The sequence below is a fragment of the Halobacterium sp. R2-5 genome (assembly GCF_011734195.1).
In the GTDB taxonomy this organism is placed as follows: Archaea; Halobacteriota; Halobacteria; order Halobacteriales; family Halobacteriaceae; genus Halobacterium.
In genome coordinates, this window is the sequence record NZ_JAANTH010000001.1 from 384,548 (window position 1) to 407,637 (window position 23,090).

General features: G+C 70.8%; 23 protein-coding genes. 15 read left to right on the top strand and 8 right to left on the bottom strand.

Translation table 11 applies throughout. The features are described 5' to 3' along the window. Positions 1 to 150 precede the first annotated feature (150 nt). Positions 151 to 1,080, top strand: coding sequence for a sulfide-dependent adenosine diphosphate thiazole synthase (locus G9C83_RS02105; RefSeq protein WP_167244466.1), 930 nt, complete (start codon positions 151 to 153; stop codon positions 1,078 to 1,080). After that, positions 1,080 to 2,468, top strand: a complete 1,389-nt coding sequence (thiD, locus tag G9C83_RS02110) for a bifunctional hydroxymethylpyrimidine kinase/phosphomethylpyrimidine kinase (RefSeq protein ID WP_167244467.1) — start codon at positions 1,080 to 1,082, stop codon at positions 2,466 to 2,468. Before G9C83_RS02105 ends, thiD begins: the two co-directional genes overlap by 1 nt. Here the strand turns inward: thiD and npdG are convergent. The 3 genes from npdG to G9C83_RS02125 are packed head-to-tail and all read right to left on the bottom strand — an operon-like array spanning position 2,439 to position 4,460. After that, positions 2,439 to 3,107, bottom strand: a complete 669-nt coding sequence (gene npdG, locus G9C83_RS02115) for an NADPH-dependent F420 reductase (RefSeq protein WP_167244468.1) — start codon at positions 3,105 to 3,107, stop codon at positions 2,439 to 2,441. The two genes, thiD and npdG, sit on opposite strands and share 30 nt — an antisense overlap. A gap of 40 nt (positions 3,108 to 3,147) precedes the next feature. Further along, positions 3,148 to 4,026, bottom strand: a complete 879-nt coding sequence (locus G9C83_RS02120) for a TIGR01548 family HAD-type hydrolase (RefSeq protein WP_167244469.1) — start codon at positions 4,024 to 4,026, stop codon at positions 3,148 to 3,150. Positions 4,027 to 4,058: 32 nt separating this feature from the next. Beyond that, the gene (locus G9C83_RS02125; protein WP_347877768.1) at positions 4,059 to 4,460 is read right to left on the bottom strand and encodes a UPF0146 family protein; all 402 of its coding nucleotides are present in this window, start codon (positions 4,458 to 4,460) and stop codon (positions 4,059 to 4,061) included. A 40-nt stretch (positions 4,461 to 4,500) separates the two neighbouring features. Between G9C83_RS02125 and G9C83_RS02130 the strand changes: the two genes are divergently transcribed. Further along, complete coding sequence (locus G9C83_RS02130; protein WP_167244470.1) at positions 4,501 to 5,022, top strand: archaemetzincin family Zn-dependent metalloprotease; 522 nt, start codon at positions 4,501 to 4,503, stop codon at positions 5,020 to 5,022. 250 nt (positions 5,023 to 5,272) lie between these two features. Here G9C83_RS02130 and G9C83_RS02135 read toward each other — a convergent pair whose 3' ends face one another. The 3 genes from G9C83_RS02135 to G9C83_RS02145 all read right to left on the bottom strand — a co-directional run bounded on the left by G9C83_RS02135 (position 5,273) and on the right by G9C83_RS02145 (position 8,531). Beyond that, positions 5,273 to 6,202, bottom strand: coding sequence for a hypothetical protein (locus tag G9C83_RS02135; protein ID WP_167244471.1), 930 nt, complete (start codon positions 6,200 to 6,202; stop codon positions 5,273 to 5,275). 191 nt (positions 6,203 to 6,393) lie between these two features. Continuing rightward, positions 6,394 to 8,229: a ribosome biogenesis/translation initiation ATPase RLI gene (locus tag G9C83_RS02140; protein WP_167244472.1), complete on the bottom strand. Its 1,836-nt coding sequence runs from the start codon at positions 8,227 to 8,229 to the stop codon at positions 6,394 to 6,396. A 2-nt stretch (positions 8,230 to 8,231) separates the two neighbouring features. Beyond that, positions 8,232 to 8,531, bottom strand: a complete 300-nt coding sequence (locus G9C83_RS02145) for a hypothetical protein (protein WP_167244473.1) — start codon at positions 8,529 to 8,531, stop codon at positions 8,232 to 8,234. Positions 8,532 to 8,684: 153 nt separating this feature from the next. On the opposite strand from G9C83_RS02145, the gene G9C83_RS02150 reads away from it, so the two are divergent. The 6 genes from G9C83_RS02150 (at position 8,685) to G9C83_RS02175 (ending at position 13,438) form a co-directional block, all read left to right on the top strand. Next, positions 8,685 to 8,876, top strand: coding sequence for a hypothetical protein (locus G9C83_RS02150; protein WP_167244474.1), 192 nt, complete (start codon positions 8,685 to 8,687; stop codon positions 8,874 to 8,876). A 195-nt stretch (positions 8,877 to 9,071) separates the two neighbouring features. Beyond that, positions 9,072 to 10,097 (top strand): hypothetical protein, encoded by a 1,026-nt coding sequence (locus G9C83_RS02155; protein ID WP_167244475.1) that lies wholly within the window; start codon positions 9,072 to 9,074, stop codon positions 10,095 to 10,097. Continuing rightward, the gene (gene wecB / locus G9C83_RS02160; RefSeq protein WP_167244476.1) at positions 10,094 to 11,185 is read left to right on the top strand and encodes a UDP-N-acetylglucosamine 2-epimerase (non-hydrolyzing); all 1,092 of its coding nucleotides are present in this window, start codon (positions 10,094 to 10,096) and stop codon (positions 11,183 to 11,185) included. Before G9C83_RS02155 ends, wecB begins: the two co-directional genes overlap by 4 nt. After that, on the top strand, positions 11,185 to 12,111 hold the full coding sequence (locus tag G9C83_RS02165; protein WP_167244477.1) for a glycosyltransferase family 4 protein: 927 nt from the start codon (positions 11,185 to 11,187) through the stop codon (positions 12,109 to 12,111). Before wecB ends, G9C83_RS02165 begins: the two co-directional genes overlap by 1 nt. Before the next feature lie 96 nt (positions 12,112 to 12,207). Further along, positions 12,208 to 13,056 (top strand): DUF4397 domain-containing protein, encoded by an 849-nt coding sequence (locus tag G9C83_RS02170; protein WP_167244478.1) that lies wholly within the window; start codon positions 12,208 to 12,210, stop codon positions 13,054 to 13,056. A gap of 106 nt (positions 13,057 to 13,162) precedes the next feature. Then, positions 13,163 to 13,438 carry a winged helix-turn-helix domain-containing protein gene (locus G9C83_RS02175; protein WP_167244479.1) on the top strand — a complete coding sequence of 92 codons (276 nt, stop codon included), beginning with the start codon at positions 13,163 to 13,165 and terminating at the stop codon, positions 13,436 to 13,438. Between the two features lie 33 nt (positions 13,439 to 13,471). Here G9C83_RS02175 and G9C83_RS02180 read toward each other — a convergent pair whose 3' ends face one another. Further along, positions 13,472 to 15,337 carry a PINc/VapC family ATPase gene (locus G9C83_RS02180; RefSeq protein ID WP_167244480.1) on the bottom strand — a complete coding sequence of 622 codons (1,866 nt, stop codon included), beginning with the start codon at positions 15,335 to 15,337 and terminating at the stop codon, positions 13,472 to 13,474. 97 nt (positions 15,338 to 15,434) lie between these two features. Here G9C83_RS02180 and G9C83_RS02185 point away from each other — a divergent pair, with 97 nt between their 5' ends. The 6 genes from G9C83_RS02185 (at position 15,435) to G9C83_RS02210 (ending at position 22,787) form a co-directional block, all read left to right on the top strand. Then, on the top strand, positions 15,435 to 16,553 hold the full coding sequence (locus tag G9C83_RS02185; RefSeq protein ID WP_167244481.1) for a M20/M25/M40 family metallo-hydrolase: 1,119 nt from the start codon (positions 15,435 to 15,437) through the stop codon (positions 16,551 to 16,553). Between the two features lie 105 nt (positions 16,554 to 16,658). Beyond that, positions 16,659 to 18,170, top strand: a complete 1,512-nt coding sequence (locus tag G9C83_RS02190; protein ID WP_167244482.1) for a carboxypeptidase M32 — start codon at positions 16,659 to 16,661, stop codon at positions 18,168 to 18,170. A 75-nt stretch (positions 18,171 to 18,245) separates the two neighbouring features. Next, a complete protein-coding gene (locus G9C83_RS02195; protein WP_167244483.1) occupies positions 18,246 to 19,286 on the top strand; it encodes a zinc-dependent alcohol dehydrogenase family protein in 1,041 nt (346 codons plus the stop codon). 73 nt (positions 19,287 to 19,359) lie between these two features. After that, positions 19,360 to 19,533 carry an HVO_0416 family zinc finger protein gene (locus G9C83_RS02200; protein WP_167244484.1) on the top strand — a complete coding sequence of 58 codons (174 nt, stop codon included), beginning with the start codon at positions 19,360 to 19,362 and terminating at the stop codon, positions 19,531 to 19,533. Between the two features lie 398 nt (positions 19,534 to 19,931). Further along, positions 19,932 to 21,761 carry an ATP-dependent helicase gene (locus tag G9C83_RS02205; RefSeq protein WP_167244485.1) on the top strand — a complete coding sequence of 610 codons (1,830 nt, stop codon included), beginning with the start codon at positions 19,932 to 19,934 and terminating at the stop codon, positions 21,759 to 21,761. Then, positions 21,762 to 22,787, top strand: coding sequence for a M24 family metallopeptidase (locus tag G9C83_RS02210; RefSeq protein WP_167244486.1), 1,026 nt, complete (start codon positions 21,762 to 21,764; stop codon positions 22,785 to 22,787). It begins immediately after the preceding gene. Here the strand turns inward: G9C83_RS02210 and G9C83_RS02215 are convergent. After that, positions 22,781 to 23,017 (bottom strand): hypothetical protein, encoded by a 237-nt coding sequence (locus tag G9C83_RS02215; RefSeq protein WP_167244487.1) that lies wholly within the window; start codon positions 23,015 to 23,017, stop codon positions 22,781 to 22,783. The genes G9C83_RS02210 and G9C83_RS02215 overlap by 7 nt on opposite strands. Positions 23,018 to 23,090 lie beyond the last annotated feature (73 nt).

The window sequence follows — 23,090 nt, forward strand, 5'->3', positions numbered from 1 at the left end:
AGTCGCACGGAGAAAGGGATTCCGATGCGAGCGGTCGTGGGTGGGCACGAGACGGCGCGTAGCGGCCGTGTAGTCATCCGGCGCTCGTCCGTGGCGTGACCGATCCTCTTCACCCGAACGGATAAGTACTCGGTGGTATAACTTAGGAATATGCCGTTCGACTCGTTCGCCGACGCCGACGAAGCACAGGTCACGCGCGCAATCGCCCGCCAGTGGAGCGAGGAGTTCATCGACGACACCGAGACCGACGTCATCATCGTGGGCGGTGGCCCCTCCGGACTGATGGCCGCCATGGAGCTCGCCGAGCGTGACGTCGACGTCACCGTCGTCGAGAAGAACAACTACCTCGGCGGCGGGTTCTGGCTCGGCGGCTTCCTGATGAACAAGCTCACCGTCCGCGCGCCCGCCGACGACGTCCTCGACGACCTCGGCGTCCCCTACGAGTACGACGACGAGACCGAGGGACTCGCGGTCGCGGACGGCCCGCACGCCTGCTCGGCGCTCATCGAGGCCGCCTGCGACGCCGGCGCGCGCATCCAGAACATGACCGAGTTCACCGACGTCGTCGTGCGCGACGACCACGAGGTCGCGGGCATCGTGATGAACTGGACGCCCGTCCACGCGCTCCCCCGCGAGCTCACGTGCGTCGACCCCATCGCCGTCGAGTCCGACGTGGTCGTCGACGCCACTGGCCACGACGCGGTGGTCGTCTCCAAGCTCCAGGAGCGCGGCGTCGTCGACGCCGAGGGCATCGAACACGCCGCCGAGCACAACACCGGGATGGACCAAACAGCCGAGGGCGAGTACGGCGCGCCCGGCCACGACTCCCCCGGCCACGACTCCATGTGGGTCGCGGACAGCGAGGACAAGGTCGTCGAGCACACCGGGAAAGTCCACGACGGCCTGGTCACGGCGGGCCTGTCCACGGCGACCGTCCACGGCCTCACGCGCATGGGGCCGACGTTCGGCGCGATGCTGCTCTCCGGGAAGGCCGCCGCGAACGCCGTCCTCGACGAACTCGGCTCGGACGAGCCCGCGGTCGAACTGCCGTCGCGGGCCGCGCCCGCGGCCGACGACTGATGCGCCCTGTCGCGCTCACCGTCGCCGGGTCGGACAGCGGCGGCGGCGCCGGCGCGCAGGCCGACCTGAAGACGTTCGAGGCCTGCGGCGCGTTCGGCACCTCGGCGCTCACCGCCGTCACCGCCCAGAACACCACGGGCGTCAGCCACAGCGCCGTCCTCGACCCCGAGGCGGTCCGCGCGCAGGTCGAGGCCGTCGTCGCGGACTTCGACGTCGCCGCCGCGAAGACCGGGATGCTCGGCGACGCCGACGTCGTCGAGGCGGTCGCCGACGCAATCGCGGACGCCGACTTCCCGGTGGTCGTCGACCCCGTCGTCGTCGCACAGTCTGGGGACCGCCTGCTCACCGAGCGCGGGGTCGAAGCCGTCCGCGACCAACTGCTCCCGGAAGCGACGCTCGCCACGCCGAACGTTCCCGAGGCCGAACTGCTCGCGCGCGTCGAAATCGAGGACGAGGCCGACCTGCGCGACGCCGCAGCGGCAGTCTGCGACCTCGGCCCCGACGCCGTCCTCCTGACCGGCGGCCACCTCGACGGCGACCCCGTGGACGTCTACGCCGGCGAGACGACCCGGGCGTTCTCCCGCGAGCGCGTCGACACCGACGACACGCACGGCTCGGGCTGCACGCTCTCCGCGGCGATTGCGGCCCGCCTCGCCGCCGGCGACGCCCTCGAAGCGGCCGTCGAGCGCGGCGTCGACGCCACCGCGAGCGCCATCGCGTCGCCCCTCTCGCTCGGCGCCGGCAGCGGCCCCGTCGACCACGCCGCAATCGCGGACGCGCCCCTGCTCGCCGACGGCGCCCGCGCCGAACCCTCTGGTCCCGCGGGCGGCGAGTACGACGGCGTCCGCGAGGCCATCGACGCGGTCGACGACGTCGTCGCCGCGCTCGAACGCGAGTGGCCGCCCGAACTCGTCCCCGAAGTCGGGACGAACGTCGTCGTCGCCCCCGCTGACGCCTCCGGCCCTGAGGACGTGGTCGCCGTCGACGGTCGCCTGCACGCCACGAAACGCGGCGTCCGGGCGACCGGCGGCGTCGCGCCCGGCGCGTCGAGTCACGTCGCGCGCTTCCTGCTCGGCGTGCGCGAGCACGACTCGCGGATTTCCGCGGCCGCGAACGTCCGCTGGAGCGAGGCCCGCGAGGCCGCACTGGCCGAGCGCTGGGACGTCGAACGCACGGACCGCACCGAGGAACCCGCGGACGCCGCCGGTACGATGGACTGGGCCGCCCGCGAAGCGATGACCGGCCGCGAGCGCGCGCCCGACGCGGTCGTCGACCGCGGCGCGGTCGGCAAGGAAGCGATGATTCGCGTCGTCGCCGCGGACGCCCCCGCGCTCCTGGAGAACCTCAGGACCGTCCCGTCACTCGAACGTGACGCCGACGTCGTGTAGGCCCTCGTTGTGGAGCGCGAGGTCCACGAGCAGCGGCGTCAGCGACTCCACCTCCGCGGCGTTCGCCAGCGGGCCGGCGTCCAGCGCGCGGATGCCGTCGATGCCCTCCGCGAGCGAGACGACGTTCTGCTTGGCGTCCCCGTCGTCGCCCACGACCAGCGTGTCGAGGTCGAGGTCCACGTCGAGGTTCGCCAGCCGGTCGGCCGCGAGGTTCTGGAACGCCCCGACGACGGACACCCCGTCCGGCGCCTTCTCGGCGACGAGCTCGGTGACGCTGCCCGCGCTCGGCGGGTTGTAGTCGAAGCCGCCCTCCCGCTTCTTCATCCCGACCGCCGGCGACACGAGGAGGGCGTCCTCGTCGAGGCGGTCTGCCACCTCCTCTACGAGGTCGGCGACGTGGTACGGCGGCACCGCCAGCACCACGACGTCCGCGCGGTCGGCCGCCATCTCGTTGGCGAACCCCGTGAGCTTCCGGTCGACGCCGCGGCTGTCCAGTTCCGTCTCGTACTCCTCGGCCTTCGAGCGGGCCCTCTCGGGGTCTCGCGAGCCGACGACGACGTCGTGCTCGGTGTGGTACGCCCACCGCAGCGCCAGTCCGCCGCCGATGTCGCCGGTCCCGCCGAGTAACGCGATTCGCATACCCGCAGTGTCTCCCGGCGTCCGGTTAAGAATTGCGCGCTTACTCGCGTCGCTCGACGGCCGCGGGCAGGTCGTTCACGGAGCCGAGCACGCCGTCCGCGCCCGCGTCCTCGTACTTCCGGCGGCCCTCCGGCCCCGTCAGCCCGCCGGTGAGCACGCCGAACCCGTAGTACGACCGCTCCGGGTCGGCCTCCCGAGCGTTCACCGCGGTCTCGATGTCGTCGAGCGTGTCCCCGACGAACGCCACCGACTCGGCGCCCGTGCGCTCCGCGAGCGCCACCAGCGCGCGCGGGTGGGGTTTGCCCTCCTCCCAGTCGTCCATCGTGAACCGGCGCTCCGCGGGAACCTCCAGGCCCACGCGGTCAAGCGCGATTTCGGCCTCCGCTTCGGGTCGACCCGTCAGCACGCAGACCGGGAACTCGCTCGTGAGCGCGTCGACGGTCTCGGGCGTCACGATGACCGGCTCGTCGTTGATGTACCCCGCTTCGCCGGCGAGGTCGGGTTCTTCGCCCTCCAGTTCCTCGTAGCGCTCCGCGCCGAGGTACAGCTGCTGGAACACCTCGCGCAGCCGGTCGGGGTCCCACTCCGCCCGCACGCGCTCGACGGCCTCCGGGTCGAGGCCCGCCTCCACGGTCTCCTCCGCGCCCGCGAGCCCGCCGCCGCGTTCGGCTATCTCGTCGGTGAACGCCGCGACGTCGCCGTCGTACCCCTCGCGGCGCGCGAGCACGAACAGCGCCGCGGCGTCCGTCACCTTCCAGTCGTTGTTGAACCCGCCGGCGTCCTTGAACTGCTGGACGGCGGCCTTCTCGATGGTCTCCCCGTAGACGCGCTCGACGGCGTCCACGATGGCGCGCCGGTAGGAGTCCGCCACGTCCACGAGCACGCCGTCGACGTCGAGCACGACCGCGTCAACTTCCATACCGCTCCCGAAGCGGGCCGCCGAAAAGACAGTTACGCGTCCGCCCGGCCGCGCTCCCGAGCGACGAACAGCGTCCCCGACGCCACCGTCCGCCGCTCGACGGGGACCGCCGCCGGGTCGCCGCCCAGCGTCGTGAACAGGCACGCCGCGCCCGCCTCCGCCGCCACGTCCACGAGCGCTCGCTGGAGCTCCGGCGGGCAGTTCAGTGCGTACACCGCCTCGGCGTCCGCGTACACCGATGGCTCCGGGTCGGTCACGTCGTCTCGCACGAACGCCACGCCCTCTAGCACCTCGCGTTCTCGGATGTCTGTCGCCGTCACGCGCTTCCCGCGAGCCGCCAGTTCTGCTGCAACGTCCGTTCGGTTGCCCACGCCGACCTCCACCAGTGTGTCGAACGCCGCCAGCACGTCCGCGATTTTGGGAGGAGTTCCCACGCCGGGATGTTTATGCCTCACGGCGTTTAACGTCATCCCAATGCGGGTCGACATCGTGCCCGTCGGCGACGTTCCTGCGAACGTCAAACGCGAGGCCTCCGCCAGCCTCCGGAGCATCTACGACTGCGACGTCGTCGTCGCACCCGAACAGCCCGTCCCACAGGACGCCTACGACGACGCCCGGAGCCAGTACCGCGCCGCCGAATTCATCGACGTCGCCACGCGCGTCGGCAGCGGTGACAAAACCATCGCGCTCACTCCCGAAGACCTCTTCTACCGCCGCAGGAACTACGTCTTCGGGCTCGCCTACCTCGACGGCCGCGGCTGCGTCGTCTCCACGTACCGCCTCCAGACCTCCAGCGACGGCGGCTTCTCCGAGCGACCGGCCAGCGACGTCTTCGCCGACCGCGTCCGCAAAGAAGTCGTCCACGAACTCGGCCACACCCTCGGCCTCGAACACTGCGACAACAACCGCTGCGCCATGAACTTCTCCCCCACCGTCCGGGAAGTCGACCGCAAAGAACAGCACCTCTGCGGCAGCTGTCAGCGCACGGTCTTCTGAGGGCGCTTTTGCGCTGCGCGGCGGCCTACGGCCGCCGCTCGGCAAAACCGACACCAAAAGCACTCCTCCTTCACTTTGCGCCTTCGGCGCTCCGTTCAGTCGTCGGCCCGAGCGCTCACTGCTCACGGCTCGCTTCGCTCGCCGCTCGCACGTTCCGAGGCGCGTAGCGCCTCGCACCGTTCGCGCTCGGTGAACCGCTCGCCCGTCGGCTGTTTCGTTTGGAACGCGAAGAAGGAGCGACCGTCCTGCCTCAGGGGAGCAGCGAGGTCAGCACGCTCAGGTCGAACAGCTGGCCGTTGCCGTTCCCCGGACTGTCGGGCCGTCCGGGGCCGTCGCTCGTCTCGTTGTCGGCGCTGGCGTTCGCGCCCGGTCCGTCACCGGACGCGTCAGACGAGTTTCCCAGGTCGTCACCCGGCCGCGGGGCGTCGGTCTCGTTGCCGTTGGTCGCGTTCTCGACGCCACCGGGGCTGTCCGGGGCGCCCGGACCGCCCGTCTCGTTGTCGTTACCGGACGCGGGCGTGTCCGTCGGCGGCCCCATCGTGCTGTTCCCGCCGAACGGCGGGCCGGCAGTCCCGTTCCCCGCCGGACCCGCGATGCTCCGGGCGATGGCCGCCACCTCGGGGCCCGAGAGGTTGCCCGCGGACGTCCGCAGCCGATCGAGGTCGGTCGCGTTCACGCCGCGCTCCGCGAGGTCCTCGTCCGGGATTCCCCGAGCGGTCTCGGCGGTCTCGTTGGTCAGCCCCTGCAGCGTCGAAATCCGGGCCGCCAGCCCCGCCATCTCCGCGCGGTATCGCGACTCGGAGATGGTACCGTTCTCGCGGGCCGTCTCGAGCTCCTGCTTGCGGTCCCGGAGCTCCGCGAGCCGCTGGTCGAGGTTCTCGACCTGGCCGGCGACCACGGACGCCTTCGAGGCGTTCGAGTTCGCCGCCGCGACCTGCAGGCCGAACGCGCGGCGCTCGACCTCGCCCTCGACTTCCGCGGCCTGGACGTCGGCGACGCCGGCGAGCTGCGCGCCGGGCGCCGTCTCCGTCTCGTTGTCGGTCTCGTTCGTCGTGCCGTCCTCCTGCACTACGGTCGACGACTCGGTCGCCGCCGGAGCGTCGCCCACGCCGGCGACTGCCAGCGGCGCGCCGGCGCCGACGACGAGCAGTGCAGTTACGAGCAGTACGGTCGCTCTCATGCTATCCGGCCGTATGGCGTCCCCCGGCTTATACCCGCGGGACCGTGCGGGCGACTTACGGACAGTTAACGCCGATTAATCCGGGTTAAGCGTCTCTCCGCGAGGAAAAGTCAGGTCGTGTGGTAGTACTCGCCGTCGCGGGGCGGGCGCAAAAACCTCCTCCAAAAAGCCCCGAACGGCGCGTCGGCGGGCTACTCTGTGGTGTAGTAGTATTCGCCGTCGCGCTTCTGTTGTTTGTCGAGCTGGCTGCCGGGCTTGTTGATGCGCGGGCGACCGAGGTTCTCGTCGCGGCGGAACGTGACGTCGAGGTTCGCGAGGAACTCGTTCATCCCCGAGCGCATCGGCTGCGGCGTCGACGCGCGGCCGTGCTCGGCGGGCTCGCCGTCGAACACCATCAGCCGGTCGCTCACGAGGTCGATCATGTAGATGTCGTGGTCGATGACCATCACGGTGGTCTCGCGGTTCTCCGCGTACCGCCGGATGGCCCGCGTCGCGAGCACGCGCTGCTCGACGTCGAGGTGCGCGCTCGGCTCGTCCAGCAGGTAGAGGTCGGCGTCCTTCGAGAGGGTCGCGGCGATGGCGACGCGCTGGCGCTCGCCGCCCGAGAGGTCCGTGAGGTTCTGTTCGAGGATGGGGTCGAGCTGGAGCGGATCGCCGATTTCGGTCTTCCAGTAGCTGGAGCCGAAGTCGTCCGTGATCGAGGAGAGGAACGCGTCCACGCGGATGTGCTGGTCGGCCTCGACGTACTGGGGCTTGTACGCGATGTCCAGCCCGACGTCGAGGTCGGCACCCGCCTCGCCGCCGACCGACGTCGGGTCGAGGTCGCCCGCCAGCAGCTGGGCGAACGTGGACTTCCCGATACCGTTCGGGCCGACCACGCCGAGCACCTCGTTGCGGTTGATGTCGCCGCCGTCGACGGTGAGCGTGAACTCGCCCTCGCCGTAGGACTTCGTGAGGTCGGGGTAGGAGACCAGCGTCTCCGCTTTCGAGGTCTCCCGCGGCGCGTGCTCCTCGAAGGTGATGGCCTCCGGCCGGATGCGCATGTTCTCGTTGTCGAGGTACCCCTTCAGGTACTCGTTGATGCCGTTGCGCACCGACTTGGGCGGCGTGACGACGCCGTACACGGAGGGCTCACCGTACGCGACGTGGATGGAGTCCGCGAGCAGGTCCAGCACCGCGAGGTCGTGCTCGACGACGAGGACGGCCTTGTCCTCCTCCTCGGCGAGCTCGCGGACGATGCGCGCCGCGGTGACGCGCTGGCCGATGTCGAGGTACGGCGTGAGCTCGTCCACGAAGTAGAAGTCCGCGTCGCGGGCGAGCGTCGCCGCGAGCGCGACCCGCTGGAGCTCGCCGCCGGACAGCGAGTCGATGGACTGGTCGATGACCGGGCGGATCGATAGCCGGTCGACGAGGTCGTCGAGGACGTCGCGCTCGTCCGTGCGTTCGAGCAGCTCGCGGGTGGTGCCGTCGAACTGGTCGGGGATCTGGTCGACGTACTGGGGCTTCCGGGCGACGCTGACGTCGCCGGCGCGCACCGATTCGAGGTAGTCCTGGAGTTCGGTGCCGCGGTACTCGTCGACGACCTCGTCCCACGACGGCTCGTCCTCGTGGCGGCCGAGGTTCGGCGTGATTTCGCCGGCGAGAATCTTCACCGCAGTGGACTTCCCGATGCCGTTCGGGCCGAGCAGCCCCGTCACCTTCCCGGACTCCGGGACCGGCAGACCGTACAGCGAGAACGCGTTCTCGCCGTACCGGTGGGTGGGCTCGTCGTCGAGCTCCTGCGGGAGGTTGATGATCTCGATGGCGTCGAACGGGCACTTCTCGACGCAGATGCCGCAGGTCTCGCCCAGACAGATCTCCTCGCTGATGCGGACCTGGTCGGGGTCGCCGTCCTCGGCGTCCTCGCCGCGCAGCGTGATGCACTCCTTGCCCGTGCGGTTCGGCGGGCAGTAGTTCGAGCACTCGTAGTTGCAGCGGTCGGGCTGGCACCTGTCGAGGTCGACGACCGCGATGCTGTCGTCGGCCATCGTTAGAACGTGATGCCTTCGGAGAGCAGTACAGCCCACGTGATGAACCAGAGGGCGAACGACATGAAGCCGACGTAGAGGTGGTCTTTCGCGGAGAACTCGGCGATGTCGACGCCGGCCACGCGCATCAGCCCGAGCTCGACGGCGACCACCGCAAGCAACACGAGCAGCCCCGTGCGGCTGGTCGCGTCGCTGACGACCGCCTCCGAGGCGAACGCCGCGGCGACGCCGCCCAGAGTGGCGATTGTGGTCACCTTCAGGCTGCGTCGGTGGGCAGCCGTCGGGTCCGCAGTCTCTGTCATACACGCTTCTCCGTGTGCCGCGCTCAAAAGGCGTTCGCTTGCCGGAAGCCGCGGTTTCGCCCGTGGGACTCCGTCGGTCGGCCCGCGACCCGTCATAACGCCCCTGGGTGCGCAAGGCGCCGACGTTTCCCCGTTTGGCCGCTATCGCACGGTATGGCGACACTTGGCAAGTCAGCGAGCAGAGCGAGCACCGTCTCGACGATCATCGACGCCGCGATGTCGTTCCGCCGCGGGAAGCGCAAGCGCGGCCTGCTGCTGCTCGGCGCGGCCGCGCTCTCCCGACGCATCCCCGGTCTCGGCACGCTCGCGTCGATTCTGGTCCGCGTGAGCCGCCGCTTCCGGTAACGACCGGAAGCGTCCACACGTCCCTGCAACCCTCCGGCACGCGACCCTTCTCCCGACCCCGGCCGGTGAGCGACGGTACCGACAGAACCGCCGCTCAGGGCCGTTAGGAACTGGCTACTAAACCGCCGGTGTGCGCACGGTGAGGGTAATGCCAGCCGGAGGCGAAGAATCGATGGCCGAACCGGAGGGGGAGCCGTGAAGGTCCTGTTCGACGTCACGCACCCGTCGCTGGTCCACCTCTTCGAAGCGCCGATGCGCGCGCTCGCCGACCGCGGGCACCGAATCGCGGTGGCGGCCCGCGAGAAGGACGTCACCACCGACCTGCTGGACGCCGCCGGCGTCCCGTACGCGGTGGCGTCGCGGGCGGGCGCCGGCCCGCTCTCCCGGCTCGCGGAGCTCGCCGAGCGCGAACTCGGCCTGCTGCGGGTCGCCCGGCGGTTCGGCCCGGACGTCGTCGTCAGCCAGGTCGACCCCGCGGCCGTCCACGCCGCGCGGCTCGTCGGCGCGCGCTCGGTCGTCTTCGACGACAGCGAGCCCGCGCGCCTCGCCGCCAGCGTCACCCACCCGCTCGCGGACGTAGTCTGTACGCCCGCGGGCTTCCGCCGCGACGTCCCGAACCAGCGCCGCTACGACGGTTTCCACGAGCTCGCGTACCTCCACCCGGAGCGGTTCACGCCGGACGCGGACGCGCTCCGCGAGGCGGGCGTCGACCCCGAGGAGTCGTACGCAGTCGTGCGCTTCGTCTCGTGGGACGCCCACCACGACGTCGGCCGCGAGGGGTTCTCGGCCGCCGGCAAGCGGCGCCTCGTGGACGAACTCGACGAGCACGCGACCGTCTACGTCTCCTGCGAGGGCGCTCCGCCCGATCTGGACGCGGAGCCGCTACCGGTGCCGCCCGAGCGCGTCCACGACCTGCTCGCGTTCGCGGACGTGTACGCCGGCGACTCCCAGACGATGGCGACGGAGGCCGCCGTTCTCGGGACGCCGGCCGTCCGGTCGAACTCGTTCGCGGGCGACGGCGACATGAGCAACTTCGCCGAACTGGAGGGCGAGTACGGCCTCCTGTCGTCGTTCGCGGACGAGGACGCCGCCATCGACCGCGCCGTCGAGTACGCTCGAGAGCCGCCCCGCGAGACGATGGCACAGCGGCGCGAGCGCCTCCTCGAAGACAAAGTCGACGTGGCGGCGTTCGTCGTCGACGTCGTGGAGGGTGCGGCGTGAACGTCTGGTCCGTCGTCGGCGTCCGCCCGGAGTTCGTGATGGCGACGCCGGTGTCCCGCGAACTCGCCGCGGCCGGCCACGCGACGACGCTCGTCCACACCGGCCAGCACCACGACGACGCGCTCTCGACGGTGTTCTTCGAGGAACTCGCGCTCCCGACGCCCGACCACTACCTCGGCATCGGGTCGGCGTCCCGCGGCGAGCAGGTCGCGCGCGCCGTCGAGCGCCTCACGCCGATTCTCGCGGACGCCGAACCCGACGCCGTGCTCGTCTACGGGGACACCACGTCGACGCTCGCGGGCGCGTTCGCCGCCGTCACCACGAACACGCCGCTCGTGCACGTCGAGGCGGGCCTGCGCAGCGGCGACTGGCGGATGTCCGAGGAGCGAACGCGCGTGCTCGTCGACCACCTCGCGGACCTCCGGTTCGCGCCCACGCGGGACGCCGCGGACACGCTCGCCGAGGAGGGCGTGACGCGCGGTGTTCACCGCGCGGGTGACGTCCGAGGTGACGCCGTTGCGATGGCCCGCGACCTCGCGCCGACCGACGTCCCCGACGTCCCCGAGGAGTACGTGCTCGCGACCGTCCACCGCGCCAGAACCACGGACGACGAGCCGACGCTGCGGGGCGTGCTCGCCGGGCTCGCCGACGCCCGTCCGCCCGTCGTCCTGCCGATACACCCGCGGACCGCCGACCGCCTGCGGGCGTTCGGGCGCTACGACTGGGCGGCCGAGCGCGTGACGCTCGTCGAACCCACCGGCTACGCCGCGTTCCTCGCGCTGCTCGAGGACGCCGCCGCGGTCGCCACCGACTCCGGCGGCATCCAGCGCGAGGCCGCCTACCTCGGGACGCCGTGCGTGACGCTGCGCGAGACGACGGAGTGGGCGGGCACGGTCCGCAGCGGGGACAACGTGCTCGCCGGCACCGACCCGGAAGCGGTTACGGCGGCCGTCGACGCGGCGGCCGCCGAGCGCGCCCGCGACGCCGACCCGCCGACGGGCGCCGCCGTCGACATCGTCGCGACGCTGGAGCGGTGGGTGAGCGACGCGCCGAGCGCGGACGCACACGCGGCTGGAGGTGTCCGGTGATGCGCGTGCTCAACCTCGTGCCGAGCGAGGACGCCTCCGCGTACCGGGGACAGGTGCGCGCGCTCCGCGACCGCGGCGTCGACTGCGCGACGCTCGCCGTCCCTGGCGCCCACGTTCCGGGCGAGTGTTCGCGGTCCGCGCTGGACTACCTCGTCCACTTCGGGCAGACGCTGCGCGCGGCCAGAACCGACTTCGACGTCGTGCACGCGAACCAGGGCGTCGTCGCGCCGACCGCGCTCGCGGCCGTCGGCCTCCCCACCGTCGTCTCGCTGTGGGGGACGGACCTCTACGGGCCGCTCGGGCCGGTGAGCCGGCGGTGTGCGCGGCTCGCCGACGCGACCGTCGTGATGTCCGAGGCGATGGCCGACGCGCTCGACGCGGACTGCCGAGTCGTCCCGCACGGCGTCGACACCGAGAAGTTCCGGCCGGAGCCCCGGACCGACGCCCGCGAGAAACTGGGCTGGGGCGACGGCCGCCGCGTGCTGTTCCCGTACTCGCCGACGCGCGAGGAGAAGAACTACCCGCGGGCCGAGCGCGTCGTCGACGCCGCCCGCGACCGCCTCGACGCCGAGGTCGAACTGCACACCGTCACGGGCGCCCCGCACGACGAGATGCCGACGTACATGAACGCCGCCGACGCGCTCCTCCTGACGTCCGACCACGAGGGGTCGCCGAACGCCGTGAAGGAAGCGCTCGCGTGCGACCTCCCCGTCGTCGCGACGGACGTCGGCGACGTGTCCGAGCGCCTCGACGGCGTCAGCCCGTCCGCCGTCGCCGCGACCGACGACGGCCTCGCCGACGCGCTCGCCGACGTCCTCGCGAGCGGCGAGCGCTCGAACGGCCGCCAGCACGTCGAGACACTCGACCGCGACTGGACCGCCCGCGAACTCGAAGCGGTCTACCGGACTGCGCTCGGGAACGCGTAGCCGCTGTACCCCCTACCTCGTCCTTACTCGCGGGGCGTGCTCGGACCGCCGCGTAAGGTCTGCATACCAAAGCACGCGACGCCCCTCGCGGGAGTCATGGACACGCCCATCGACCGGCGGCGCTTCGTCCGCCTCGCGGGCGCCGGGTTCGCCGTCGCGCTCGCGGGCTGTACGGGCGGCGACGGGGACGCGGTGACGACGCAGCCGACCCAGACGACCACCGAGCTCGCCGCGACCACGGAGGAGCCGACGCAGGCCGCCGAGGAGGCGACCGAGGAAACCACCGGGGAAGCCACCGAAGACGGCGAGGAGTCGACCACGGAGGGCGGCCAGGGGTACGTCCGAGCGGCGCACGCGTCCCCGGACGCGCCCGCCGTCGACGTCTACGTGAACGACGCGCTCGCGTTCGAGGAGGCGTCGTACACGTCCGTGACGCCGTACGCCCAGCTGCCGCCCGACGACTACGACGTCCGCGTCACGGCTGCGGGCGACGAGAGCACCGTCGTCTTCGAGGACGCCGTCGCCGTCGAGTCCGGCTACCAGACGGCGATGGCGTACGGCGAGGCCGCCGACCCGGGAGGAGAGACGGGGCTCACGGTGAGCGTCTTCGCCGACGACGCCGAGCAGCCCGGCGGCGACGAGGCGCTCGTGCGCGTGTTCAACGGGGCGCCGGACGCGTCGACGCTGACTGCGGCCGTCGAGGACGGGGGGAACGCGCTCGTCGACGGCGCGGCGTTCGGCGCGCCGACCGACTACGTCGCCGTCTCGCCGGGGTCGTACGCCCTGAACGTGCGGTCGGGATCCGGGGACACTGCCGGGCCGTTCGACGTGACCTTCGAGGGCGGGGACGCGTACTCCGTGCTCGCGCTCGGGTACGTGGACGCGTCCGGCGACCAGTCCGAACTCGAACTCGTGACAGTCGCGGACGGCGGTGGTTCGGCGTGAGCAGCGGTCCTGTGGCCCCGGAAGACGGGCGGAAGCGGACGGAGCGGTCGCATCGTGCGAGAGGCCCCCGCAGTTTTAAGCGCGTGGAGTGTTTCGAAACGTAACGATGGCTGAAGACGACAGTGTGCTGGAGGACCTCCCGCCGAGCGCCAAGCTCGTCTACAAGGTACTCGAGTACGACGGCCCCCTCACGCAGAAGCGAATCGTCGAGGAAACCATGCTCTCCGCCCGCACCGTCCGGTACGCGCTCGAACGCCTGGAGGACCGCGGCGTCGTCGACGAGGACATCTACTTCGCCGACGCCCGCCAGAGCCTCTACCAGCTGACCGCCGACGGCGACAGCGAGGACGCCCCCGCGGACGCCGACGCGGAAGCAGCCTGAACCCTCTCCGCTGGACTCTCGCGCGCCCCGTAGCTACTGGTTCGGGACGACCGAGATCATCCGCTCGTGGTCGATGGCGCGCTCCAGTTCCTCCGCGATGGCCGAGCCCCGAGAGACTTGGATGTCGCCGCCGCGGCCGACCGTCGCCGTGAACAGGTACTCGCCGTCGGCCTGCACTTCGACGGTCTCGCCCGCGTTCTCGCCGTCCAGCGGCAGGATGATGTGCCGGGACGTGACCTCGGGCGTGACGATGCGCCCCGCCGGCTCGTCGTTCGCGCTCCCGCCGGTGCTGTTCCCGCCCGCGGGCTGGGTGGTGCGCTCGTCGAGCGTGCGCACGTCGATGCTGATGCCGAGGCGCTCCTCGATGTCCGAGATGCGGCCGCCGCCCTTCCCGATGACGTGGCTGATGTCGTCCTCGGAGACGTACACCACGGCCTCGTTCCCGCTGCGGATGTCCACTTCGACGGGACCGCGGGTGGCCGCCTGAATCTCGCGCTCGACCTCCTGTTTCGCGAGCTTGTCGACGCCCGACTCGGGGTTCTCCTCGGCGTCGTCGAGGGGCACCGTGACGACCTGGCGGTTGAACGTGTAGATCTCGTAGGCGGGCGTCCCCGTCGCGAAGTCCCGCACCTGAATCACGGGGCGGGCGAGGTCCTCCTCCATCAGGCCCTCCGGAACCTTCACCTCGGTCGTCACGTCGTAGACGGTCTCCACGTCGCCCTCCTCGATGTAGACGACCGTGTCCACGATCTGGGGAATCATCCCGAGTTCGACGCGCCCGACGAGCCGCTGGAGCGCGTCGATGGGTCGGGTGGCGTGGACGACGCCGACCATCCCGACGCCCGCCAGCCGCATGTCCGCGAACACCTCGAAGTCGTCGGTCTTCCGGACCTCGTCGTAGATGGTGTAGTCCGGCCGCACCATCAAAAGGGAGTCCGCGGTCTTCGACATCTCGCCGCCGAGCTCCGTGTACTGCGTGACCTCGTCGCCGACCTGGAGGTCCCGGGGCTTCTCCATCGTCTTCACGACGTTCCCGCTGTCCGCGAGGAACTCCGCGACGGCCTGCGCGAACGTCGACTTCCCGGCGCCCGGCGCGCCCGCGATGAGCACGCCGCGGTCGCGCTCCAGCAGCCGGTCGCGGAGCTCGTCGGCGTGCTCGTAGTCGTCCATCGTCGTCTTCACGATTGGGCGGACCGCCGTGATCTCCGCGCTCTCGGAGAACGGAGGCGTCGAGACGGCGATTCGCATGTCCCGTACCTGCGCGATGGTCATCCCCTCCTCGGAGAGCTCCACGAACGCGTCGTCGCTGCGCTTCGCGGTCGTGATGACCTCGTTGGCGTACTCCTCGATGGTGTCGGCGTCGAGTGGCTCGTCGTCGCCCGCGGGCTGGTACTGGATGTCACCGACCTCGCCGCGCTTGACCATCGGCACCAGCCCCTCTTTGAGGTGGACGCTCATCGTGAGGTCGTCGAAGTACTGCTCCAGCCCGAGCTCGCCGAGCTCGCGTTCGAGCGGCTCGAGGTACTCCACGTCGATGCCCTTCCCCTCCGCGACCTCGGCCTGCACGATGTCGCTCGTGAGGAAGCGGGCGTCGTGTTCCATCGCGATGTCCCGGATGATGGCGTCGATGGCGCCCGCGGACGCCCGCTGGATGTCCTCCTCGCCGGCGCGCTCGCCGACGTACTCGACGCTGATCGTTCCCTCGTCGGCGAGTTCGACGAGCCGCTGGAGCTCCTCCAGGGCGTCCCAGCCGGTCTGCCGGCCGCTGTTCGCCTGCGCTTCGACCTCGCCGACGACCGCCTCGGGGACGTAGACGGTGTCGCCCTCGTACTCGCCGTCCTCGATGCGCTTCGAGAGACGGCCGTCGACGACGACGCTCGTGTCCGGCACGATATTCATGTCACAGCGTAGTCGCGGCGTACGGATAAGGGTATTTCAATCCGGCCGACCCGTGGCGGCGAAGCCGACTAACCGCTCGGGCGCGTCCGACCGCGTGATGGGCGAACTTCGCGACCTCACGGAACGCCTCGTCTCGATTCCGAGCCACGACGACGAGACCGCGGCCGGGGACGCAATCGCGTCTTGGCTCCGCGAGGAGACCGACGCCGACGTGACCCGGGACGACGCCGGGAACGTCCTCGCGTGGCGGAACCGGGACGCCGACGGCGATAGCCTCGCGTTCGTCGGCCACCACGACGTCGTGCCGCCGGACGAGCGCCAGACAGAAGGCGGAGGCGGTGAAACCGCCGCTGGCGACTACGTCGTCTACGAGGCTGACGGCCGGCTGTACGGCCGCGGCACGGCGGACATGAAGGGCGCGGACGCCGCGATGCTGCTGGCGTTCCGGGACGCAGACACCGACGGGCCGCTGGCGTTCGCGTCGTTCGTCGGCGAGGAGACCGGTGGCGAGGGCGCGCGCTCCGCCATCGACGACGGCTTCGCGCCCGACTACGCAATCGTCGGCGAGGGGTCGACGGGGTACTCCGACCCGGGCGTCCTCGACGTCGCCGTCGCGCACAAGGGTCGGCGCGCGAGCACGGTCACGGCGGCTGGGGAGGCGGCGCACGCCAGCGAGGTCGAGTCGGGGGAGAACGCGGTCTACCGGGCGTGCGACGCGGTGGACGTGATTCGCGGCCTCGACGCGCCGGACGCGGACGTGCTCGGCCAGCACCTCTCGGGGAGCGTCGCGGTCACTGAAATCGAGGGCGGGACGGCGTGGAACGTGATTCCGGAGTCCTGCTCGGTCACCGTCGACGAGCGCACCGTCCCGGGCGCTCGCGCCGACCTCGAACGCGTCGAGGGCGTCGCGGGCGTCTCGTGGACCGTCGACCAGGACCTCCCGCCGATGGCCTGCGACGACGCCGGGTTCGCCGACGCCGTGCTGGACGCCGCGCGAGTCGAGCAGGACGGCGCCGGCGAGCACGTCGCCAAGCCTCACGCCACGGACGCGGGCTGGCTCTCGGCCGCCGGGACGACGTGTCTGGTCTGCGGGCCGGCCGAACGCGGGGAGGCCCACACCGCCGACGAGAGCGTGTCGCTGGCCGTGCTCGAACGCTGTCGGCGGGTGTACACGGACGTCGCGGGAGCGTGGTCGACCGCAGGGAGACCACGTTAGAGCGAGCGGCGACCAGCGGGAGCCGCGAGCCGCGTGGCCGACCTGAGGGAGGCCGCGCAGTTCCGGGAGGGCAATCCTGATACGCCGCGCCGCGTACGCCTAGGTATGTCGACGCCGGCCACTGCAGAGGCCCCCGACGCCTACGAGGCGCTCCTCGACCACTACGAACAGATCTCGAACGTCAACGCCGCGAACAGCCTGCTCTCCTGGGACCAGGAAGTGATGATGCCGGAGGGCGGCACGCCCGCCCGCTCGCAGCAGAAGTCCGCGCTCTCCTCGCTGTCCCACGACCTGCTCACGGAGGAGCAGGTCGGCGAGTGGCTGGACGAACTCGAGGACGCGGACTTAGACGACGAGCAGGCCGCGGTCGTCCGCGAGATCCGACGCCAGTACGAGCGCGCCGACCGCGTGCCGAGCGACCTCGTCGCCGAGATCTCGGAGAAGACCAGCGAGGCGCTCCCGAAGTGGAAGGAAGCCAAGGAGGAGGACGACTTCTCGATCTTCGCGCCGATTCTGGAGGAGCTCGTCGAGCTCAAGAGGGAGTACGCCGAGCACATCGACCCCGACAAGGACGCCTACGAGGTGCTGTTCGCGGACTACGAGCCGTACCTCGACCTCGACACCGCCGAGCGAGTGCTCGAACGCCTCCGCGAGGAGCTCGTGCCGCTCATCGAGGACGTCCGCGAGAGCGACGTGGAGCTCGCGGACCCCTTCACCGGCGAGTTCGACGTGGACACCCAGGAGGAACTGGCGCGTGACGTCCTGGACACGCTCGGGTACGACTTCGAGCACGGCCGGATCGACACCGCGCCGCACCCGTTCTCCACCGGGAACCAGTTCGACGCCCGCGTCACCACGCGGTTCGACGCCGAGGACCCCCTCGGCGCGCTCACTTCGACCATCCACGAGTTCGGGCACGCCCGGTACACGCTCGGGCTGCCCCGCGAGCAGTACGGCAGCCCGCTCGGGGAGTCACGCGACCTCACCGTCCACGAGTCCCAGAGCCGGCTCTGGGAGAATCACGTCGGGCGCTCGCGGGTGTTCTGGGAGAAGTTCCTGCCCGCGATGAAAGAGCGCTTCCCGCAGCTCGAGGACACCACCCCGGAGGCGGCCTACGAGGCCGCCAACGAGGTGTACGAGGACAACCTCGTCCGGGTCGAAGCGGACGAGCTCACCTACCACATGCACATCATCGTGCGCTTCGAGATCGAGCGCGAGCTCATCGAGGGCGACCTCGACGTCGAGGACGTGCCCGAGCGCTGGAACGACAAGTACGAGGAGTACCTCGGCGTGCGCCCGGAGACGGACGCGGAGGGCTGCCTGCAGGACATCCACTGGAGTCACGGCTCGTTCGGCTACTTCCCGACGTACTCGCTGGGGAGCGTGCTCGCCGCCCAGATCTACGACGCCCTCGAGGACGACGTCGGCGACGTCGACGAGAAGGTCCGGAGCGGCAACTTCGACGTCATCGCGGACTGGCTCGAAGAGCACGTCCACCGGCACGGCGCCCGGTACACGACGCCCGAGCTCGTCGAGGAGGCCACCGGCGAGGCGTACAACGCCGACCACTTCGTCGACTACGTCACCGAGAAGTACACCGACCTCTACGACCTGTAGCGCGCGACACTCTCGTTTTCCGGCGACGCCGTCGCAGTCTGGTGGCTTTTTCCGCGCTCCGGACGCAGTACGGGTATGCGCGCAGCCATCTACCGGGGCCCCGGCGACATCGCCGTCGAGGACGTCCCGAAACCGGAAGTCGAGGAGCCGACGGACGCCGTCGTCCGCGTCACGCACACAGCGGTCTGCGGGTCGGACCTCTGGTTCTACCGCGGGGACAGCGACCGCGAGGAGGGCGCTCGCGTCGGCCACGAGCCGATGGGTATCGTCGAGGAAGTCGGCGAGGACGTGCGTTCGGTCCGGCCGGGCGACCGCGTGTTCGCGCCGTTCTCGATCAGCTGCGGGCACTGCGAGTTCTGCCGGAAGGGCCTGCACACGTCCTGCGTGAACGGCGACTCGTGGGGCGGCGAGAACGGCGGCGCACAGGGCGAGTACGTGCGGACGCCCCACGCCGACGGCACGCTCGTCCGGGTGCCGGACCGGTACGCCGACGACGAGGACGCACTGGAGTCGCTGCTGCCGTTGACCGACGTGATGGGCACGGGCCACCACGCCGCGGTCAGTGCGGGGGTCGGCGAGGGCGACACCGTCATCGTCGTCGGGGACGGCGCGGTCGGCCTCTGCGGCGTGCTCGCCGCGCGCCGCCTCGGCGCGGAGCGAATCGTCGCGATGGGCCACCACGACGAGCGCCTCGAACTCGCCGAGGAGTTCGGCGCGACAGACACGATTGCCGCGCGCGGTGACGAGGCCATCGAGCGCGCCAAGGAGCTCACGCGCGGCGGCGCGAACCACGTCATGGAGTGCGTGGGCGCGGCGTCCGCGATGGACACCGCCATCGCCGTGGCGCGGCCGGGCGGGACGGTCGGCTACGTCGGCGTGCCGTACGGCGTGACGGAGGAGGGACTGGACGTGTTCACGATGTTCGGGAACAACGTCGCGCTGAACGGCGGCGTCGCGCCGGTCCGTGCGTACGCGGAGGAGCTGATGGCCGACGTCCTGCAGGGGACGCTCGACCCGTCCCCGATTTTCACGGAGACCGTCGGGCTCGACGACGTCGCCGAGGGCTACCGCGCGATGGACGAGCGCGACGCGGTGAAGGTGCTCGTGAAGCCGTAAATCGGACGAACGTCCACCGAACCTGTCCGCTCGACAGCTTCAAGTAGTGGTGTGACATACCGTACCACGTATCATGTCGAGCGCATCGACTCCGGACGACGACACGCTTCTGGACGAGTTCCTCGAAGACCGCGGCCACGACACGCAGACGTGGGACGAGAGCTATAACAAGAAGCAGTGTCCGGAGTGCGGCGGTCTCCACGGAGCGAACGCGCGAGCCTGCTCCGTCTGCGGCTGGTCGCCGTAGCGACGCGTCGCCCTCGGTCGCGGTAGCCACTTCTCCTCGCGTTTCTTCCCGTCCCAGCAGTCGCCGTCGCCCCACCCGGGGTTCTCCGCGCTCGTTCACCTCAACGGCTAGTACACTTCAACGGCCAGCACACATAAGACGAATCCCGAGAAACGCCGGGTGAAGCCATGCCGGAGTGCCAGAACTGCGGGTCGTTCGTGACCGACGCGTACGCGAGAGTGTTCACGCCGAACGAGCAGGGCGCCCCACGCGTGTGTCCGAACTGCGAGGACAAGATTCGCGACGGCGCCGATGTCCGGGAGGCACGGTCTACTCGTCGGACGTAGCCGCCTCGTACCTGTCCGACTGGCGGAGAATTTTCAAGCGGTTTATACCGTTTCGGTTCCTCTAGTTGTCTAATGACGGACTCGGAGCCGGAAGTCACGCGGCTGTTCGGTGGTCCGGGGAGCGGGAAGACGACCGCGCTCCTCGACCACGTCGAGGAAATTCTTGAGGACGACGACGTAGACGTACGCGACATCCTCGTCGTCTCGTACACGCGTGCCGCAGCGGCCGAGGTCCGCGAACGGCTCGCCGAGCGACTCGACGTCAACCCGCGCTCGCTGCGCGGGAACGTCGCGACGATGCACGCGAAAGCCTACGAGCTGCTCGGGCTGTCGCGGGGCGACGTCGTCGGCGAGGACGACAAGGAAGCGTTCTGCGAGGAGTACGGCATCCCGTTCGAGGACGAGTACTCTTCGGGGTCGCGGCGCACCGCGCGCTCGACGACGCTCGGGAACAAGGTCATCGCGACCTCCCAGTGGCTCCAGCGCACCAGCCGCGACGTCGCGGACTGGTACGACGTGCCGTTCCGCTGGAACGAGGAGGAAGTCCGCCTGCCGCCCGAAATCGACGACAACGCCCAGGTCGGCAACAAGTACACGCCGACGTGGCCGTCCAGCGACGAGCGCTACGACATCCCCGAGGCGATTCGGGCGTGGCGCGCGTACAAGGGCGAGAACGAGCTCGTCGGCTTCGCGGACATGCTCGAACGCGTCGAGCAGCGCTCGCTGCTCCCCGACGTCGACTACCTCGTCATCGACGAGTTCCAGGACATCACCAGCCTCCAGTACGACGTCTACGAGGAGTGGCGGCCGCACATGGAGCGCGTGCTCATCGCGGGCGACGACGACCAGGTCGTCTACGCGTGGCAGGGCGCCGACCCCGAACTCCTCCTGAACACGAAGGTCACCGACGACGTCGTGCTCCCGAACTCCTACCGGCTCCCCTCGCAGGTGCTGAAGGTCGTCCAGCAGGAGATCAGCCACATCGAGACGCGCCAGGAGAAGGACCTCGAACCCCGCAAGGAGGGCGGCAGCGTCGAGGCCATCGACAGCCCGTCGATGCTCGACCTCGTGCGGAACGTCCGACGCACCGTCGAGTCCACCGAGGACGACACGGTGATGATCCTGTTCCGGGCGCGCTACCAGCTGTTCGACTTCGTCGACGAGTTCATCGGCGAGGGCATCCCGTTCAAGGCGCTGACCGACCAGCGGCTGTGGACGGACCGCCTCCAGCAGTACATCTCCGCCGTCGAAGCGCTCGAGAACGACGACCCCATCGACGGCCTGCAGGCCCGCCGCCTGATGGACATGCTCCAGGACTCGGCGTTCGGCACCCGCGAGCGCAACGACCTCCGGGAGGCCATCGACGAGGCGCAGGGCGAGGACACCGACCTCACCGAACTCACGTTCACCGCGGAGTTCATCCGCGACTACGTGCCATTCGTGCCGGGGCCATCGGCGGCCGCGGACATGCTCCGGAAGGTCACGCGCTACCAGCGCCGCAGCATCGACGCGTACTTCCAGGGCGACTACCGCGGCATGGACCCCGACCGCGTGCGCGTCGGCACCATCCACTCCGCGAAGGGCCGCGAGGCCGACCACGTGTTCGTCTCGACGGACCTCACGGAGAAGGTCGTCGAACAGATGGCGGCGACCGCGGACCCCGAGGACGTCCCGGACGACATCGAGTTCACGTCGAAGACGAGCCCCGTCCCGATTCTGACGGACAACGAGCGCCGCGTGTTCTACGTCGGGATGAGCCGGGCGCGCGAGCGGCTGGTGCTCCTCCAGAACCTCATCAACGGCGCGCCGACGCTCCCCATCGACGTGCTGCTGTACGGCGAGCAGACCGGGCAGACCCTCGAGGACGCCCTCGAGGCGGACACGCCCGTCCAGCTTCCGTGAATGCGGTCCGCGGTCTTCGACGGCGCGCTCGCCGACGCGGGCGCTGACGCCTTCGTTTTCGTCGGCCCGCCCGGCGACCCGCTCGTCCGCTACCTGAGCGGCGCCGCCGTCCCGTGCCGCGCGGCCGTCGTCTACGCGGGCCGCGTCGCCGTCGTCCCCGAGCGCCCGCTCCCCGACGACGTCGCCGTCCGCGAGGACGTCACTGTTCTCGACCCGGTAGCGACGCCCGCGCGGAAGCTCCCGGGCCTCGTCGCGGACAGCGTGCTCGCGCCGCGCACGCTCCCGCACGACGCCGCGCTCTACCTCGAAGAGGCGGGCGTCGACGTGTCCTCGACGGACGCCCACTTGCGGGCACGCGAGACGAAGACCGACGCCGAACTGGACGCGCTGCGGGACGCACAAGCGGCTGCCGAGGCGGGGATGGCCGCTGCCGCCGCGCTGCTCGCGGACGCCGGTGGCGACCCGCTGGCGGACGACGACGGCGACGTGACCGCCGAGCGCGTCCGCCGCACCGCGAACGCGGCGGTGGCGCGGGCCGGCGCCGACCCCGAGACGGTCGTTGCCGCGGAGGGACCAATCGCTGCCAGCGACGCCGTCCCGATTCGCGTTACGCCCGGTGTCGACGGCTACCGCGGCTGGCTCGCGCGCACGTTCGTCGCGGACAGCGACGGCGGCTGGGAGCGCCGCGCCACGCTCGCCGGCGAGTACGCCGTCGACGCCGGCATCGACATCGTGGACGTCGGCGAGACGGCTGTCGACGCCGCGGCCGAGGAAGTGACCGCGGAGCTCGGCTCGTACGGCTTCCCGCCGACCGCGGGCACGGGCACCGTCCACGGCGTCGGCCTCGAACGGCGCGAGCTCCCGGCTGGCGACGACGCAGTCGAACCCGGAGCGGCGCTGGCGGTGCGCGCGGAACTGGACGCCGACCAGACCGTGTGGGTCGCGGACCTCGCGGTCGCCACCGGTGACGGCGTCGAGCGCGTCGGCGACTTCCCGCGGTCGGTCGTCCCGAAGCCCGACTACTGATTGTCGTCGTCGGGCTCTTCGACGACGGTCTCCGTGGCCTTCTGCGCGGCGAGCACGGGAACGTCCGTGGGCAGCGTGACGTACTGTTCGAACGCGACGATGCCCGCGGCGAACCCGAGGAACACCCAGCCGGTGGGGTCGCCCGCGAGCAGGGTTTCGACGCCGAAGAGGGCGGCCGGCGCTGCGAACGCCACTGCCACGGCGAGCGTGACGGCGTCGAGGAGCTTCACACGGGGACGTGGGCGCTCGCGGCCCTTAAGCCCGTCCGAAACCACAGCGTTTTCGTTACGAGTCACGAATCTG